This window comes from Acidocella aminolytica 101 = DSM 11237 (assembly GCF_900129125.1).
GTDB lineage: Bacteria > Pseudomonadota > Alphaproteobacteria > Acetobacterales > Acetobacteraceae > Acidocella > Acidocella aminolytica.
Genome location: NZ_FQVJ01000001.1, coordinates 145,926 through 159,083 on the forward strand (window position 1 = coordinate 145,926; position 13,158 = coordinate 159,083).

At 60.6% G+C, this 13,158-nt stretch carries 10 protein-coding genes and 1 tRNA gene; 6 read left to right on the forward strand and 5 right to left on the reverse strand.

Features of this window, described 5'->3' with window-relative positions; all coding sequences use genetic code 11:
• The first annotated feature begins 86 nt into the window (after positions 1-86).
• The 4 genes from otsB (at position 87) to BUB54_RS00665 (ending at position 5,533) form a co-directional block, all read left to right on the forward strand.
• Positions 87-827: a trehalose-phosphatase gene (gene otsB, locus BUB54_RS00650; RefSeq protein ID WP_073211072.1), complete on the forward strand. Its 741-nt coding sequence runs from the start codon at positions 87-89 to the stop codon at positions 825-827.
• Positions 811-2,622 carry a glycoside hydrolase family 15 protein gene (locus tag BUB54_RS00655; RefSeq protein WP_048879237.1) on the forward strand — a complete coding sequence of 604 codons (1,812 nt, stop codon included), beginning with the start codon at positions 811-813 and terminating at the stop codon, positions 2,620-2,622. The genes otsB and BUB54_RS00655 overlap by 17 nt, the downstream gene beginning before the upstream one ends.
• Positions 2,607-3,974 carry an alpha,alpha-trehalose-phosphate synthase (UDP-forming) gene (locus tag BUB54_RS00660; protein ID WP_048879236.1) on the forward strand — a complete coding sequence of 456 codons (1,368 nt, stop codon included), beginning with the start codon at positions 2,607-2,609 and terminating at the stop codon, positions 3,972-3,974. Before BUB54_RS00655 ends, BUB54_RS00660 begins: the two co-directional genes overlap by 16 nt.
• Before the next feature lie 62 nt (positions 3,975-4,036).
• Positions 4,037-5,533 (forward strand): ATP-binding protein, encoded by a 1,497-nt coding sequence (locus BUB54_RS00665; RefSeq protein ID WP_048879235.1) that lies wholly within the window; start codon positions 4,037-4,039, stop codon positions 5,531-5,533.
• On the opposite strand, the gene BUB54_RS00670 is transcribed toward BUB54_RS00665, so the two are convergent.
• Positions 5,530-6,768 (reverse strand): flavin monoamine oxidase family protein, encoded by a 1,239-nt coding sequence (locus tag BUB54_RS00670; protein WP_048879234.1) that lies wholly within the window; start codon positions 6,766-6,768, stop codon positions 5,530-5,532. The genes BUB54_RS00665 and BUB54_RS00670 overlap by 4 nt on opposite strands.
• Positions 6,769-6,863: 95 nt before the next feature.
• On the opposite strand from BUB54_RS00670, the gene BUB54_RS00675 reads away from it, so the two are divergent.
• Both BUB54_RS00675 and BUB54_RS00680 read left to right on the forward strand, forming a co-directional pair.
• Complete coding sequence (locus tag BUB54_RS00675) at positions 6,864-7,763, forward strand: LysR family transcriptional regulator (protein ID WP_048879233.1); 900 nt, start codon at positions 6,864-6,866, stop codon at positions 7,761-7,763.
• 166 nt (positions 7,764-7,929) lie between these two features.
• Positions 7,930-8,460 (forward strand): phosphate-starvation-inducible PsiE family protein, encoded by a 531-nt coding sequence (locus BUB54_RS00680; protein WP_048879232.1) that lies wholly within the window; start codon positions 7,930-7,932, stop codon positions 8,458-8,460.
• A gap of 21 nt (positions 8,461-8,481) precedes the next feature.
• On the opposite strand, the gene BUB54_RS00685 is transcribed toward BUB54_RS00680, so the two are convergent.
• The 4 genes from BUB54_RS00685 to BUB54_RS00700 all read right to left on the reverse strand — a co-directional run bounded on the left by BUB54_RS00685 (position 8,482) and on the right by BUB54_RS00700 (position 13,127).
• A tRNA-Thr gene (locus tag BUB54_RS00685) sits at positions 8,482-8,556 on the reverse strand.
• 51 nt (positions 8,557-8,607) lie between these two features.
• Positions 8,608-9,885, reverse strand: a complete 1,278-nt coding sequence (locus BUB54_RS00690; RefSeq protein WP_048879231.1) for an NAD(P)/FAD-dependent oxidoreductase — start codon at positions 9,883-9,885, stop codon at positions 8,608-8,610.
• Positions 9,878-10,282 (reverse strand): hypothetical protein, encoded by a 405-nt coding sequence (locus BUB54_RS00695; protein WP_048879230.1) that lies wholly within the window; start codon positions 10,280-10,282, stop codon positions 9,878-9,880. Before BUB54_RS00695 ends, BUB54_RS00690 begins: the two co-directional genes overlap by 8 nt.
• A 58-nt stretch (positions 10,283-10,340) precedes the next feature.
• The gene (locus BUB54_RS00700) at positions 10,341-13,127 is read right to left on the reverse strand and encodes a [protein-PII] uridylyltransferase (RefSeq protein ID WP_048879229.1); all 2,787 of its coding nucleotides are present in this window, start codon (positions 13,125-13,127) and stop codon (positions 10,341-10,343) included.
• Positions 13,128-13,158 lie beyond the last annotated feature (31 nt).

Consider the following 13,158-nt stretch of genomic DNA (forward strand, 5'->3'; position numbering starts at 1 on the left):
GCGACTAAAGCGGCTTGAGTTGATTGATAACAAAAATTTAATGTTTTTGTGAGGACGATGTCGCTCCCAAAGGCCATATCAAAAAGATGGATCCTCATAAGCCTCTCCCCGCGTTAACGCGGGACTGTGCTCTGTTCCTTGATATAGATGGAACGTTGCTGGATTTTTCCTTGTCTCCCGACCGCGTTAGGATACCGGAAGGGTTGCCTGCTCTGTTGGCGGCTCTCAAATCCCGGTTGAATGGCGCCTTGGCGTTGCTATCGGGGCGGACCTTGCCGGATATCGAGCGGTTTTTCGGTTGTGGTCTAGCCACTGGCGCGGAGCATGGCGCCTTATTGCGCGCTGCTGATGGCCGCCTGATCTCCGTGATCACGCCGGACCCCGCTCTGAAAACGCTGATCCCCCTTCTGCGTGCCGCCACTGAGGCCCGCCCAGGCACATTGCTGGAGACAAAGAGCTTTGGCCTAGCCCTCCATTGGCGCATGGTACCGCAGATGGGCGCAGAACTGACCGCCCTGGCGGAAAAGCTGGCTGCGTCTCATTCAGGATTGATGCTGATGCCCGCGCATGAGGCGTTGGAGATTCGCCAACGCGGCACGGATAAAGGTGCAGCGCTTAGCCAGTTCATGGCGTTGCCACCTTTTGCCGGACGGCGGCCGATTTTCATCGGCGATGATGTAACGGATGAACCCGCGATTGCCCGTGCGCGTGAGATGGGCGGGGTGGGCCTGCATGTCGGGCGTGATTTTGGAGGGCGAACACAGGCGGTGCGCACTTGGCTGGCCACAGGATTGGAAGGAGACGATGTGAATGCAATCAAGGCCTGACTTGAATCTTGCCGTGATTGGCAACGGCGCCATTGCTTCATTGATCGATCGCCAGGGCACGCATGTCTGGTGCTGTTGGCCCCGGCTGGATGGTGACCCGGTCTTTCATGCCTTATTGGGCGATGGCGGCGGCAAGGGCGAGTTCAGCATTGAATTGGCGGGACAGACAGAAAGCAGCCAGGCATATCTGGGAAATAACGCGGTGCTGGAGACTATTCTGCGGGATGATCAAGGCAACGCCTTGCGGATTTTGGATTTTTGTCCACGCTTCAATCTTTATGGCCGAATTTTTCACCCGCCCATGCTGATCCGGCGGCTGGAGCCGCTCTCTGGCCGTCCCCGTGTCACCGTGCGGCTGCGCCCGGGTTTTTCTTATGGCGAGCAACATCCGGCCCCCGCGCTGGGCAGCAACCACCTGCGGTTTGCAGGGCCGGATTTTACCCTGCGCGCTACGACGGATATGCCGATTTCTCATATTTTATATGAGACCTCGTTTACACTGGGCCGTCCCGGCACGCTGGTTTTGAGCGCGGATGAGCCGCTGAACCAAGCGCCCGGCCCGCTTTCCACCCATTTTCTTGGAGAAACGCAGGGTTATTGGGAAAGTTGGGTCGCCAATCTCAACATTCCATTTGACTGGCAGGATGCCGTGATCCGCGCCGCGATCACGCTGAAACTTTGCTCTTTTGACGACACGGGCGGGATTGTCGCGGCGCTGACCACCTCCATCCCCGAGGCGCCGGGCTCGGGGCGCAACTGGGATTACCGTTTCTGCTGGCTGCGTGATTCAATGTTCACCATCGCTTCGCTCAACCAGCTCTGCGCGACCCGAACGATGGAGACCTATCTCAGCTTCGTGCTGGATAATGTCACTGCCGCCGGGCCGCGTGAGCTGCCGCCACTTTTCCCCATTGCACCGGGTATGTCGCTGGAGGAGCGGATCGCCAGCGGTTTGTCCGGTTACGGTGATGGCGATGGGCCGGTGCGTATCGGCAATGGCGCGGCCTCGCAGCGGCAGAATGACGCGTACGGTGCCATTATTCTCAGTCTGACGCAGCTTTTCTTTGACCGCCGTTTGCAGGTGCGCGGGGATGATTCGCTCTATGAGCAGCTTTGTCCACTGGGCGAAATGGCTGAGCGTGTGGCTCTGGAGCCTGACGCGGGGCCGTGGGAGTTCCGGGGCATGGCGCGGGTGCATAGTTTTTCCGCCGCCATGTGTTGGGCGGCTCTGTCGCGCCTGGCGATGATGGCCGGTGCGGTGGGCCGCGAGGCCGAGGCCGAACAATGGAGCATCCGCGCGCAAGCCTTACGCAATGAGATCATGCAACGGATCGTCACGCCGGAGGGATGGCTATCTGGTGTTTTGGATCAGGAGGTTGCGGACGCTTCAGTGCTGGTTTTCCCGAATATCGGCTTTATCGACGCGAAAGCGCCGGAATTCAGCGCCACGCTGGATATGGTGGAACGCAAGCTGCTGAATGGCGGCTTTGTGATGCGTTACGATGACCCGGACGATTTTGGCCTGCCGGAAACCGCCTTTCTACTATGCAGCTTCTGGTATGTCAGCGCCCTGGCACTGGCTGGGCGGAGGACGCAGGCGCTGGAGTTGTTTGAGCGGATTTTGGCGATCCGCAACCATGTCGGCCTGCTTTCAGAGGATGTAGAGCCCGCCCAGGACGGCACGCATGGCCGGTTGTGGGGCAATTTCCCGCAGACTTATTCTCACGTTGGTCTGATTTTATGCGCCATGCAGCTTTCGCGTGGCTGGGAGGAGGGGCTGTGGCGCGCCTCGTAATCGTTTCCAACCGTGTGCCAGATGTATCAGACGGCTCGGCGCCACGCGCGGGTGGATTAGTGGTGGGTTTGGCGGACGCGCTCAAGCCCGGCTCATTGTGGTTTGGGTGGTCAGGGCGGCAGAACCAGGGGCGTTCAGAGACGGTTCATAGCATGGAGGCTGCGGGCGTCACTTACGCCACCATCGATCTCGCTGAGCCAGATTATCGCGCTTACTATCTGGGGTTTTCCAACAGCACGCTCTGGCCGCTGTTCCACATGATGCCAAGTTACGTGACCTTCGACCGGGCGGAGTACGCCGCGTACAAGGCCGTGAATGAGCAGTTTGCCCAGGCCCTGACCTGCCTGTTGCAACCGGATGATTTAGTTTGGATTCACGACTACCAACTGCTGGGCGTCGCCGCCGCGTTGCGCAAGCTGGGGGTGCGTAACCGCATTGGCTTCTTTCTGCATATTCCTTTTCCGGCCCCGGCTTTATTCGCGCTGCTGCCCCCAGCCGATGAGCTTCTGGAGGCACTGCTGGCCCATGACCTTTTGGGCTTCCAGACGGCGCAGGACCAGGAGCATTTCCTGGCGGCTTTGCTGGCGCATGGCATTGCGGCGCAGGATGGTGAAGTGCGGCGTGGCGGGAGTGTGACCCGGTCCATCGTGGTGCCGGTGGGGATTGATGTGGAGGAATTTCGTCGCCTTGCTGGTCGCGCGGTGAGGCGTGTGGAGGCGCGGCGCATGGTAGAAAGCCTCGCCGGGCGCGCTTTAATGATCAGCGCCGACCGGGCGGATTATACCAAAGGCCTGCCCGCCCGGTTTGATGCTTATGAACGGTTCCTGGCCAGCTACCCAGAGCAAAGGCGGAGGATCAGCTTTTTACAGGTGGCCGCCCCCTCGCGTGAGGAAGTGGAGAAATACAAGATCCTGCGCGATGAGCTGGACTACAAGGCAGGCGCGATCAACGGAAAATTCTCGGATTTCGATTGGGTGCCGTTGCGTTACATCACCCGTGCGGCGGGGCGGGGGCTGTTGGCCGGGTTGTTCCGCGTTTCCCGTATCGGGCTGGTGACGCCGCTGCGGGACGGGATGAACCTTGTCGGCATGGAATATATCGCCGCGCAGGAGGAAGTAGACCCAGGCGTGCTGATTCTCTCGCGCTTCGCGGGGGCGGCGGGCTTGCTGCCGGAAGCTTTGCAGGTGAATCCCTATGACATCGACATGGTCGCCGCGGCCATCAATACAGCCATGTCGATGAGCCTTGAGGAGCGCAAAGAGCGCCACGCCGCGCTGCTGGCGCATGCCCGCACTCATGATGCCAGCGCCTATAGCCGCAGTTTCATCGCAGAGCTGAACCGGGCCTTGTAACCTCGACGCGCCTGGGCTGGGTTGATAAGCCCATACCGGCGGAAGGAGGCATAGACTCGGGCATGACGGTTGCGATTGAGATGGGGCATGGGCCGGGCGGCGGTCCGGAATCAATGGATCTGGAGGAGCTGCTGGCCACGCGTCTGCTGGTGCAGGGCAATTCCGGTTCGGGCAAATCCCATTTGCTTCGCCGGCTTCTGGAGCAAAGCGCACCTTGGGTGCAGCAGGCGATCATCGACCCCGAAGGTGATTTCGTAACCCTGGCCGAACGCTTTGGCCATCTTGTCATTGATGCCGAGGCGCATAGTGAGCAAGGGCTGCAACTGGCGGGGGAGCGTGCGCGCATCCATCGTGTTTCCACCGTGCTGAACCTCGAAGGGCTGGATGCCGAACACCAGATGCGCCGCGCGGCGGCCTTTCTGGGCGGCATGTTCGAAGTGTCGCGTGACCATTGGTACCCGGTGTTGGTGGTAGTGGATGAGGCGCAGCTTTTTGCTCCTGCGGCGGGTGGTGAGGTGCCAGACGAAGCCCGCAAACTCTCCCTGGGAGCCATGACCAACCTGATGTGCCGTGGGCGTAAGCGCGGTCTGGCGGGAGTAATTGCTACCCAGCGCCTGGCCAAGCTGGCTAAGAACGTCGCGGCGGAAGCCTCCAACTTTCTGATGGGCCGGACCTTTCTGGACATCGACATGATGCGCGCCGCTGAGTTGCTGGGCATGGAACGCCGTCAGGCGGAGTCCTTCCGGGACCTAGAGCGGGGTCACTTCATGGCGCTCGGCCCGGCTTTATCTCGCCGCCCGCTGAGCATCCGTATCGGCGTGACCGAAACGGCGCCGCGCACCGCTCCGCCTAAGCTGATGCCCTTGCCCGGTGCGCTGGAGGATGCGCAAGCGGTGATCCTGGCCGCTCCGCCGCCTGACACACCTCGGCCGGCTCGCCGCGCGCCCGCCCCGCCGCCGCCGGACCTGATCAGCCAACTCATGGCCGCCGCTCCGGTGGTTGAGGAAACGCCGGAGGAAGCTCCGGAGCCGCCGAGCCCCGAGAAGCTTGCTGAACGCCGCACCAAGCTGGATAAAATTCTCGCCGCTATTCTGGCTGATCCGGAAGCCGGATTCCGCACTGTCGGCGTATTATACCAAGACTTCCTTGTCCGTTGCCGGATTGAGGGCATGGGTACCGGCGCGCCGGACCTTGCCGCTTTCCGACGTATGCTCACCCGCGCGCGGGCTGGCATTTCCACGGACATGGCGGAAGAAGCGGTCTGGCAGGATATTGCCTCCCGCGCCGCTTTTCTGCCGGAAGATATGCAGGGGATTTATATGATGATCGCCCGCGCTGCGAAGGATGGCGCGCCGTGCCCCTCAGACCCCGCCATTGCCCGGGCTTATGGCACGCGCTCCATGGGCCGGGCGCGCCGCCTGCTCACTTATATGGAGGAGCAGGGGCTGGTTGTTTGCCAGCAGGACGGCGCCGGGCGGCGTATCGTCACGCTAGTGGAACTCGCCTGGGCCACCGCGCCGGGTGACCCAAATGAGGATGAAGCGAAACTGGCGGGTTAAGCCGCCAGTTTGGCCAGAGCCGTCAAGGTTTCCTCCGCCGCGCGCGAGCCGCTATCGTGTGCGCCGTGAGCGGTGGTGTAGTCCAGAGGGCTGGTGGCCTCACCTGCGAAGAAAATCCGGTCCTCGAAAGGCAGTGCCAGACGTTGCCGCGCGCTAGCCTGGCCGGGACGGGCGTAGCTGTAAGAGCCCTGAATATGGGTGGTGCGCGTCCAGCTTGAGGTGATCAGCGGCCGCAGGCAACGCCGCACATCCGTGCCGAACAGATTTGCCAGCCCGTCTATCACATGGGCAAAAGCCGCCGCCGGGCCTTGCTCGGACACAATCGCGGCGCTGTCATTGCCCAGATAACATTCGATCAAGGGCAGTCCCATTGAGCGGATATTGTAGCTGGCCGAAAGCAGGTCATGTGGATTGCCCATCACATGCGTTTCGGGCTCAAAGGGGCTGTTGCCGACAACTTCCAGAACCACCTTTTCATCCCGTCCCAGCGGCAGCTGTGCTGCGGCCTCTTGCCAGAGCTGCATCGACGCGGGCAGCTTGATCGCCCCTCTGGCCAAAATCGCGGTGGAAACGGTTAGAATCACCGCCCGGGCGCGTAATGTGCCGGACAGCGTTTCCAATGTCACCCCATTGCCTCTCAGGCTGATGGCGTTCACCGGGGTTGACAGGCGCAGGCTTGTTTCGGTGGGCAGGTGCGAGGTGATGAGGGTTCCATAACCTCCGGGCAGGCGCCAATTCTCGTCCGTGGCAGCGGTTTCGTAGGCTGCATAATCCTGGGCGGACATATCCTCCAGTACCCCGCCGCTGATATAGCCGACCTTGGTGCGGATGGAATTGTTCCATTCGTCCCCAGGCTTCAGTGCGTCGGCGGCAATGTCGCTCGCGGGGGGAGTATCGATCAACCTCTGGGTGAAATCTTCGAAGCTTTGCCGAGCAGCCTCCTGCTCCGCCTTGGTAAAACCAAGATCACGATGTTGGGTACGCCAGGCAGATTCCCGCCGGTCGATCTTTACCCCCGCTTTTTCAGCCAGCCCGGTCCAGACATTGCGGCTGGCCGAATGCAGCCACGCGCAGCCCATATCCACCGGAATGCCCGCTATATCCAATGTCCAGGCCCGCCCGCCAATGCGTGGCGCGGCCTCAAGCATCATAACTTTGAGCTTGCTGCCTTTGAGCCGCCTTGCCGCGCCAATCCCCGCAGCCCCAGCCCCTATAATTGCGACGTCCATATCCATGCGCACACTCCTTCCCGTCCTGATCATATTTAGGCGCGGGAGTAATTCGATTAATATGATAGAATTGAAACACGCTATTCGAATTTGGAGATATAATGCGTGGAAGTGAGTTTGCCCGGCTGCGTGCTTTTGCAGCGGTGGTAGAAGAGCAGAATTTCGCCCGTGCTGCGGCGCGTCTGCGGATTGCTCCGCCGACATTGAGCCAGATGATCCGTGAATTGGAAGAAGCGCTTGGTGTGCGTCTGCTCAACCGCACAACGCGCAGCCTCTCTTTAACCGCGCCCGGGCAGAAATTGCTGGTGCGACTTAAACCTGCGATGGCCGAGATGCAGGCTGCCATGGAGGATGCCGCCAGCCTGAGCGACAAACCGGCAGGGCTGGTCAAGCTGCATACGCCTGCCCAGCCCTGCGCCATGTTGATTGAACCGCTGCTGGGGGCGTTTCATGCGGCCTATCCGGATATCGTGCTAGATATCACCGTGGATGATGCGGTGACCAACATTGTCGAAGGCGGGTTTGATGCCGGGATCAGGATTGGTGAATTGCTGGAGCAGGATATGGTGGCCATTCGCCTGACCGGCGACATGCGCCAGATCGCCGTGGCGGCGCCTGCTTATCTCGCTCGCCATGGTGTGCCTGAAACGCCGGGTGATTTGCTCGCGCATCGTTGCATTAACTGGCGCCCGCCGGGGCGCAGCGGCATTTATAACTGGGAATTCGGTAAAGAGGGGCGCTGGTTTGCCGTGGCGGTGGGGGGACCCTTGCTGGTGTCTCACCGGGAGGTCGCATTGCAGGCCGCCCTGCAGGGGGTGGGCATCGCCTTCTGGAGCGAGCATATCTTGCGCCCGTATATTCAGGCGGGCCAGCTGGTACCCTTGCTGGAAGAGTTTTCCCCATCTTTTCCGGGGTGGCATTTATATTATCCCAGCCAGCGTTATTTACCTGGCGCGGTGCGGGCGTTTGTGGATTTTTGCCGGGATCATGCCGTCATCTGACCAAGGGCGTGCAAGATTGAAACGGGTGCCCCAAAAGAGTGACTACCTTGCCCTGCCGTGCCGGGTAACGTTCATCTGCTCGGGAGGCGGCTTATAAACAAAGCCCAAGAACGGGCCGAACCAGGGGATAGCCAAATGCGGTTGAATAGGGAAGGGCAGGGTGGCCATGGCTGATACGGGGCCCAAAAAAGCAATGAACCCGCTTATGAGGGAATGGAAGAGCCTGCTCAGGGTACTGCGCGAGGCCTCGCCTTTTGAGAGTTTCGAGCATGTCATTCTGCTGACCCTCTCCGTGCTGATCATCGTCATTACCTTCGTGGCGACGCTGACATTGGTGCGCGATGTATGGGACCTTGTCTGGACCAACCAGATCAACCCGAACGACCCCGCCGAATTTCAAAGCGTATTCGGCAACATCTTCACCGTCATCATCGCGCTGGAGTTTAAAAGCTCCCTGCGGCTGAGCTTTTTTGACCGCAAGGAGGTCGTGCGCGGCCGGACTATCATGCTAATCGCGCTGCTGGCGGTGGCGCGAAAATTCATCATTCTGGATTTACAGAAAACCGCCCCGCTAGAGCTGCTGGCGCTGTCTGGCGCGTCGCTGGCGTTGGGGGTGATTTATTGGCTGATCCGGGAGCAGGATTCGCATATCATGATGCGGAAAGCGATGTCGGAAAGTGTGGGCGCTAACGATTGAGAGGGCCGCCATTAGGTAGTCTGGTGCCGGCTGAGGGATTTGAACCCCCGACCTTCGGTTTACAAAACCGCTGCACTACCACTGTGCTAAGCCGGCCTGGGTTGCAGCCTGTACTGGAAAAAAACCAAGGCAGCAACCGTTTAGGCGTTATAGCTTGAGCCAATCCCTGAAACGGTACCACCAGGATCCGGCAACCGTGAGCGGCACCCGGAAATTACGGCCGCCAGGGAAGGGGAAATAAGGCAGCCCGGCGAAAACGTCGAAACGCTGCGTATCGCCGGTGACGGCTTCGGCTAGCAAACGGGCCAAAAGATGCGTCGTGGTCACGCCATGGCCGCTATCGCCATGCGAGAAAAACACGTTCGGGGCCAGCTTGCCGATTTGCGGGAAACGCGTGAGGGTGAGGGCAAAATTGCCGCTCCAGGCAAAGTCGATTCGCGCTTCCTTGAGGCTGGGAAAGGTCTTGTGCAACAGGGGCAGAATCTTCGCGCGCACGCTTTCCGGATCCTGTCCGCCATAGACAATCCCACCGCCATACAAAATGCGGTTATCCGCGGTGCGGCGGAAGTAATCGAGGATGTAGTTACAATCCTCCACGCACATATCGGTGGGCAGCAGGGCTGCGGCTTCTTCGCCCAACGGTTCGGTGGCCAGAACCTGGGTGGAGACGGGCATCACCCGTCCCTCAAGGTCCGGCAGCACATTATGCAGATAGGCATTGCCGCAGACCAGGACGTTTTTCGCCGTGACTTCGCCCTGAGCGGTTTTCACAGTGACTGTCTCACCGAATTTCACTTCGGTCACGGCTGATTCTTCGTAAATCACCCCGCCCAGTGCTTCAAAAGCAGCCGCTTCGCCTTGCACGAGGTTGAGCGGATGCAGATGCCCGCCATGGTGGTCGATCAGCCCGCCAACATAACGCTCTGTTTTTACGTGTTTTTGCAGGGCGGTTTTGTCCAACGGCTCAAACCCCTCGGAGAAACCGAATTCCCGCCAGACCTTCATGTGGTGCGTGAGGCCACGCATCTGGGAATGGGTGAGTGCTGCGAAAATGCCGCCCGGCTTCAGGTCGCACTGAATATTATAGTCCGCCACGCGCTCACGAATGATGTTTCCGCCTTCACGGGCCAGCCCACCGATCACCTGCCCGGCTGCTTTGCCGTAACGTGAGGCGATCACGTCGAGGTCCCTTGAATAGCCATTGACGATCTGTCCGCCATTACGGCCGGACGCGCCGAAGCCGATCTTCACGGCCTCTAGCAGCATCACCTGGCGGCCTCTTTGGGTCAGCTCCAGTGCCGCGTTCACGCCGGTAAACCCGCCGCCGATCACGCATACATCAGCTGTGACGCTGCCGCTGAGCGGGGGGCGTGCATCCTTTTTGTTGGCGGTTGCGGCGTAATAGGAATTGATATGATCAGTCATTTTTGTCCGGTCCCATCAACATGACGCCAAAAATTGCGCTGAGTATTGTCATGGTAATCACCATTAATCTGATTTTGTAAGCCTCCGCCCGTGCTTGTGCCACGGCCTCGTGCCGCATATTGCGGCTCGCCGCCGCCACCCTTTGGGCAAGTGGGGCCGTGCCGTTGATCACAAGGGCCGCCGTGTCCGCATCCACTCTTGCCGGCAATGCGGCCATGGCGGCTTGCCGTGCGGCTGGTGTGGGGGCGCTCAGCACCGCATCCAACGCATCTTGCTGGTGCATCGCATCCACCACTGGGGCGGGGATGGAGAAGCTGGCAAAGGTGCCAATTAGCCCCGGCAACAGGAAGCAGCACAGCATGAAGCCGATGCGGGAAGGTGAAACCTGACGAGGCATAGAGCCTCGCATCGGATTAAAATGGCTTCATGTCAAATGACGGACTCGTGGCGGCGTGTCAGGCCGCCGCAGCGGACTGCCTGGACGATGTGTCCAGGGGCGGCGGGTCCTCCAGATTTGCCTTCAGCGCTTCCAGCAGGGCGCGGCGGAGTTGGCTGAGCTTACGCTCATTTTCCACCTTCATGCCGAACACATCCTTTACATAGAACACGTCCACGGCGCGCACGCCGTATGTGGTGACGTGCGCGGAGGCAATTTGCAGCCCTTGCGCGGAGATGGCAGCGGTAACGTCATGCAGTAGGCCAGGACGGTCGCGCCCATTAACCTCGATAACGGTGTGGCGGTTGGAGGCGCGGTTATCCACCACCACGCGCGGTGGCACATGGATGGCACGTGTCCGGCCAGGGATCAGGCTCTTGGCCGCCTTACGGATTTCTGTCGCCAGCCTGATCCGCCCGGTCAGTGCTTGTTCAATCATGGCGGAGAGCCGCGCCAGACGGTGGGAGGATTCGAACGGCCCGCCATTGGCATCCTGAATCCAGAATGTATCCAGCGCCATGCCGTCGGTGAGGGTATGGATACGCGCATCCACGATCGAAGCGCCCGCGATGGCCAACGCCCCGGCGATCCGGCTGAACAGCCCGGCATGGTCGGCGGTATAAACTACCACTTCCGTGACCGAGCGGGCGGGCAGGGGTTCGGTCTGGATGGTTAAAGGCGCGTTGCGGGCCTTGGCATCGCGGATCATGCGTCCATGACGCTCAATGCTCTCTGGATCGAAGCCGAGCCAATAGCTGGGGTAACCGAGAGAGAGAAAATCCTCCCGTTCCTGCGCCGGCCAGTCCGTGATCAAAGTTGTCACGACTTCTTTCACCCTTGCGATACGCGTATCGCGCTCAGTAGTGGAAAGCCCGCCCTCAAGCACTTCTGCGACGCGGGTGTAAAGTTCGCGTAGCAGCGTGGCTTTCCAGCCGTTCCAGACTTTCGGGGAGACGGCCCGGATGTCTGACACGGTAAGTATTTGCAGCAATCGCAGCCGCTCAGGCGACTGGATGGAATCCGCCAGGTCGAGAATTGTCTTAGGGTCGTCGATATCGCGGGAGAACGCGGTCTGGCTGAGCAGCAGATGGTGCAACACCAGCCAGGAGACCATCTCGGTTTCTTCCTGGTCCAGCCCCAATGCGGGGCAAATGGTCAAGGCCAGCTCCGCCCCCAGCACGGAATGGTCTCCGCCACGGCCCTTGGCGATGTCATGCAGCAGCAGCGCCACATAAAGCGCGCGGCGGGACTGGATTTGGCCGACAAGCTCCGTCGAAAGCGGCGCGATGTCTTTCAGCTTGCCCGCTTCCAGGCTGTTGAGGTTACGGATTGCCTGTACGGTGTGAACATCGACCGTGTAAACATGGTAGGTGTCGAACTGCATCTGCCCGACAATGCGCCGCCAGTCCGGCAGATAGCGGCCGAGTATCCCGCTATCGTTGAGAATGGCCAGCCATTCGGCGGAATCGCATTCCTTGTCCGGTATTTCCTCACTGTCCCCGCAGAGCAGATTGAGAAACAGGCCAGCCGCCTTCTTGTTGCCGCGCAGCTTAGCCCCAAGCCCGGCATGGCGGATGAGGGTGCGTTTGGCTAGCGGGTGTAGCTTGAGCCCCCGGTCCCGCGCCGCGATGAGGATGCGGAAGATACTCGTCGGGTCCGTTGCCGGATCATGCCCGGGCGCAAACAGAATCTGCCCATCCGCCAGCACAAACCCCGCGGCGATCAGTGAGGCGTCCGTGGCGGGGGCGATGGCAGGCGGCCCGAGGGCGGTGCGGATGAGAGCGGGTTCCAGCACGCCGGTAACGCGTGCAACCTCACGCACCACCAGGAAGTAATGACGCATGAAACGCTCCACCCCGTCCTGGCGGCCATGGCGGGTATAGCCCATGCGCGCGCCCACCACGGGCTGCAGGTCGAAGGTCAGCCGTTCCTCAGCCCGGCCTGCGACGTAATGCAGATGGAAGCGCACCGTCCAGAGATATTCCCAGGCACGCTTGCAGGCACGGGCCTCAGTTTCGGTGAGGATACCGCCGCCGGGCGAGTCTTTGCCCACCAGTTCCGTCATGGCGAAGGTGTTGAAAACGTAGCGGGAGAGCCAATAAAGCGTCTGCAGGTCGCGTAGGCCGCCTTTGCCTTCCTTCACGTTAGGCTCGACCATGAAGGGCGTTTCGCCAAAACGTTTATGGCGTGCGGCGCGTTCGGCCTGTTTCTCCTGAATATAGCCGCTGGGTCCGGCGGCGGCGCAATCGGACCGGAACGCGGTCTGGAAATCCGCGAACAGACTACGGTCTCCCGCCAAGCAGCGTGCGTCCAGCATGGAGGTGCGAATGGTCACATCGCCTTTGGCCTCGCGCAAACATTCTGCCACGGTGCGGGTGGCGTGGCCAACTTTCAGCCCAAGATCCCACAACATGTAAAGGATAAACTCCACCGCTTTATTAAGCGCGGCGGAGGGAGAGGGGCCGGTGACGAACAGCAGGTCGATATCAGAGAATGGCGCCAGCGTGGCGCGGCCATAGCCACCCGTTGCCGCCATGGCCAGCTTGTCTTTCGGGCCTAGCGGAATCGCCCTTAAAGTAAACGTGAACAGCACACCGGCCAACTCATCCATGAGCCGCGCATGCAGCCGGGAGGCTTGCAGCCCGTTCAATCCGTCCTGCTCAAAGCAGGTCTGAACATGCGTTTGCAACCGTCCCAGTTGGCGGCGGAGGGCGGCCAGCGCCTCGTCCCGTGCTGGTGTGGCTTCGGCCTCGAGCAATTCAGCGAGGGCGGCGGCGATATCGGGCTGTTTCCTGGCGGCGGGCATGTCGGTCAAGCTAGATCAAACCCCTGGAAGT

Coding starts and splice junctions, on each gene's coding strand:
- BUB54_RS00675 (WP_048879233.1), top strand. CDS start 6,864: ATGCGTGGAAGTGAGTTTGCCCGGCTGCGTGCTTTTGCAGCGGTGGTA.
- otsB (WP_073211072.1), top strand. CDS start 87: ATGGATCCTCATAAGCCTCTCCCCGCGTTAACGCGGGACTGTGCTCTG.
- BUB54_RS00680 (WP_048879232.1), top strand. CDS start 7,930: ATGGCTGATACGGGGCCCAAAAAAGCAATGAACCCGCTTATGAGGGAA.
- BUB54_RS00655 (WP_048879237.1), top strand. CDS start 811: ATGCAATCAAGGCCTGACTTGAATCTTGCCGTGATTGGCAACGGCGCC.
- BUB54_RS00670 (WP_048879234.1), bottom strand. CDS start 6,768: ATGGATATGGACGTCGCAATTATAGGGGCTGGGGCTGCGGGGATTGGC.
- BUB54_RS00665 (WP_048879235.1), top strand. CDS start 4,037: ATGACGGTTGCGATTGAGATGGGGCATGGGCCGGGCGGCGGTCCGGAA.
- BUB54_RS00695 (WP_048879230.1), bottom strand. CDS start 10,282: ATGCCTCGTCAGGTTTCACCTTCCCGCATCGGCTTCATGCTGTGCTGC.
- BUB54_RS00690 (WP_048879231.1), bottom strand. CDS start 9,885: ATGACTGATCATATCAATTCCTATTACGCCGCAACCGCCAACAAAAAG.
- BUB54_RS00700 (WP_048879229.1), bottom strand. CDS start 13,127: ATGCCCGCCGCCAGGAAACAGCCCGATATCGCCGCCGCCCTCGCTGAA.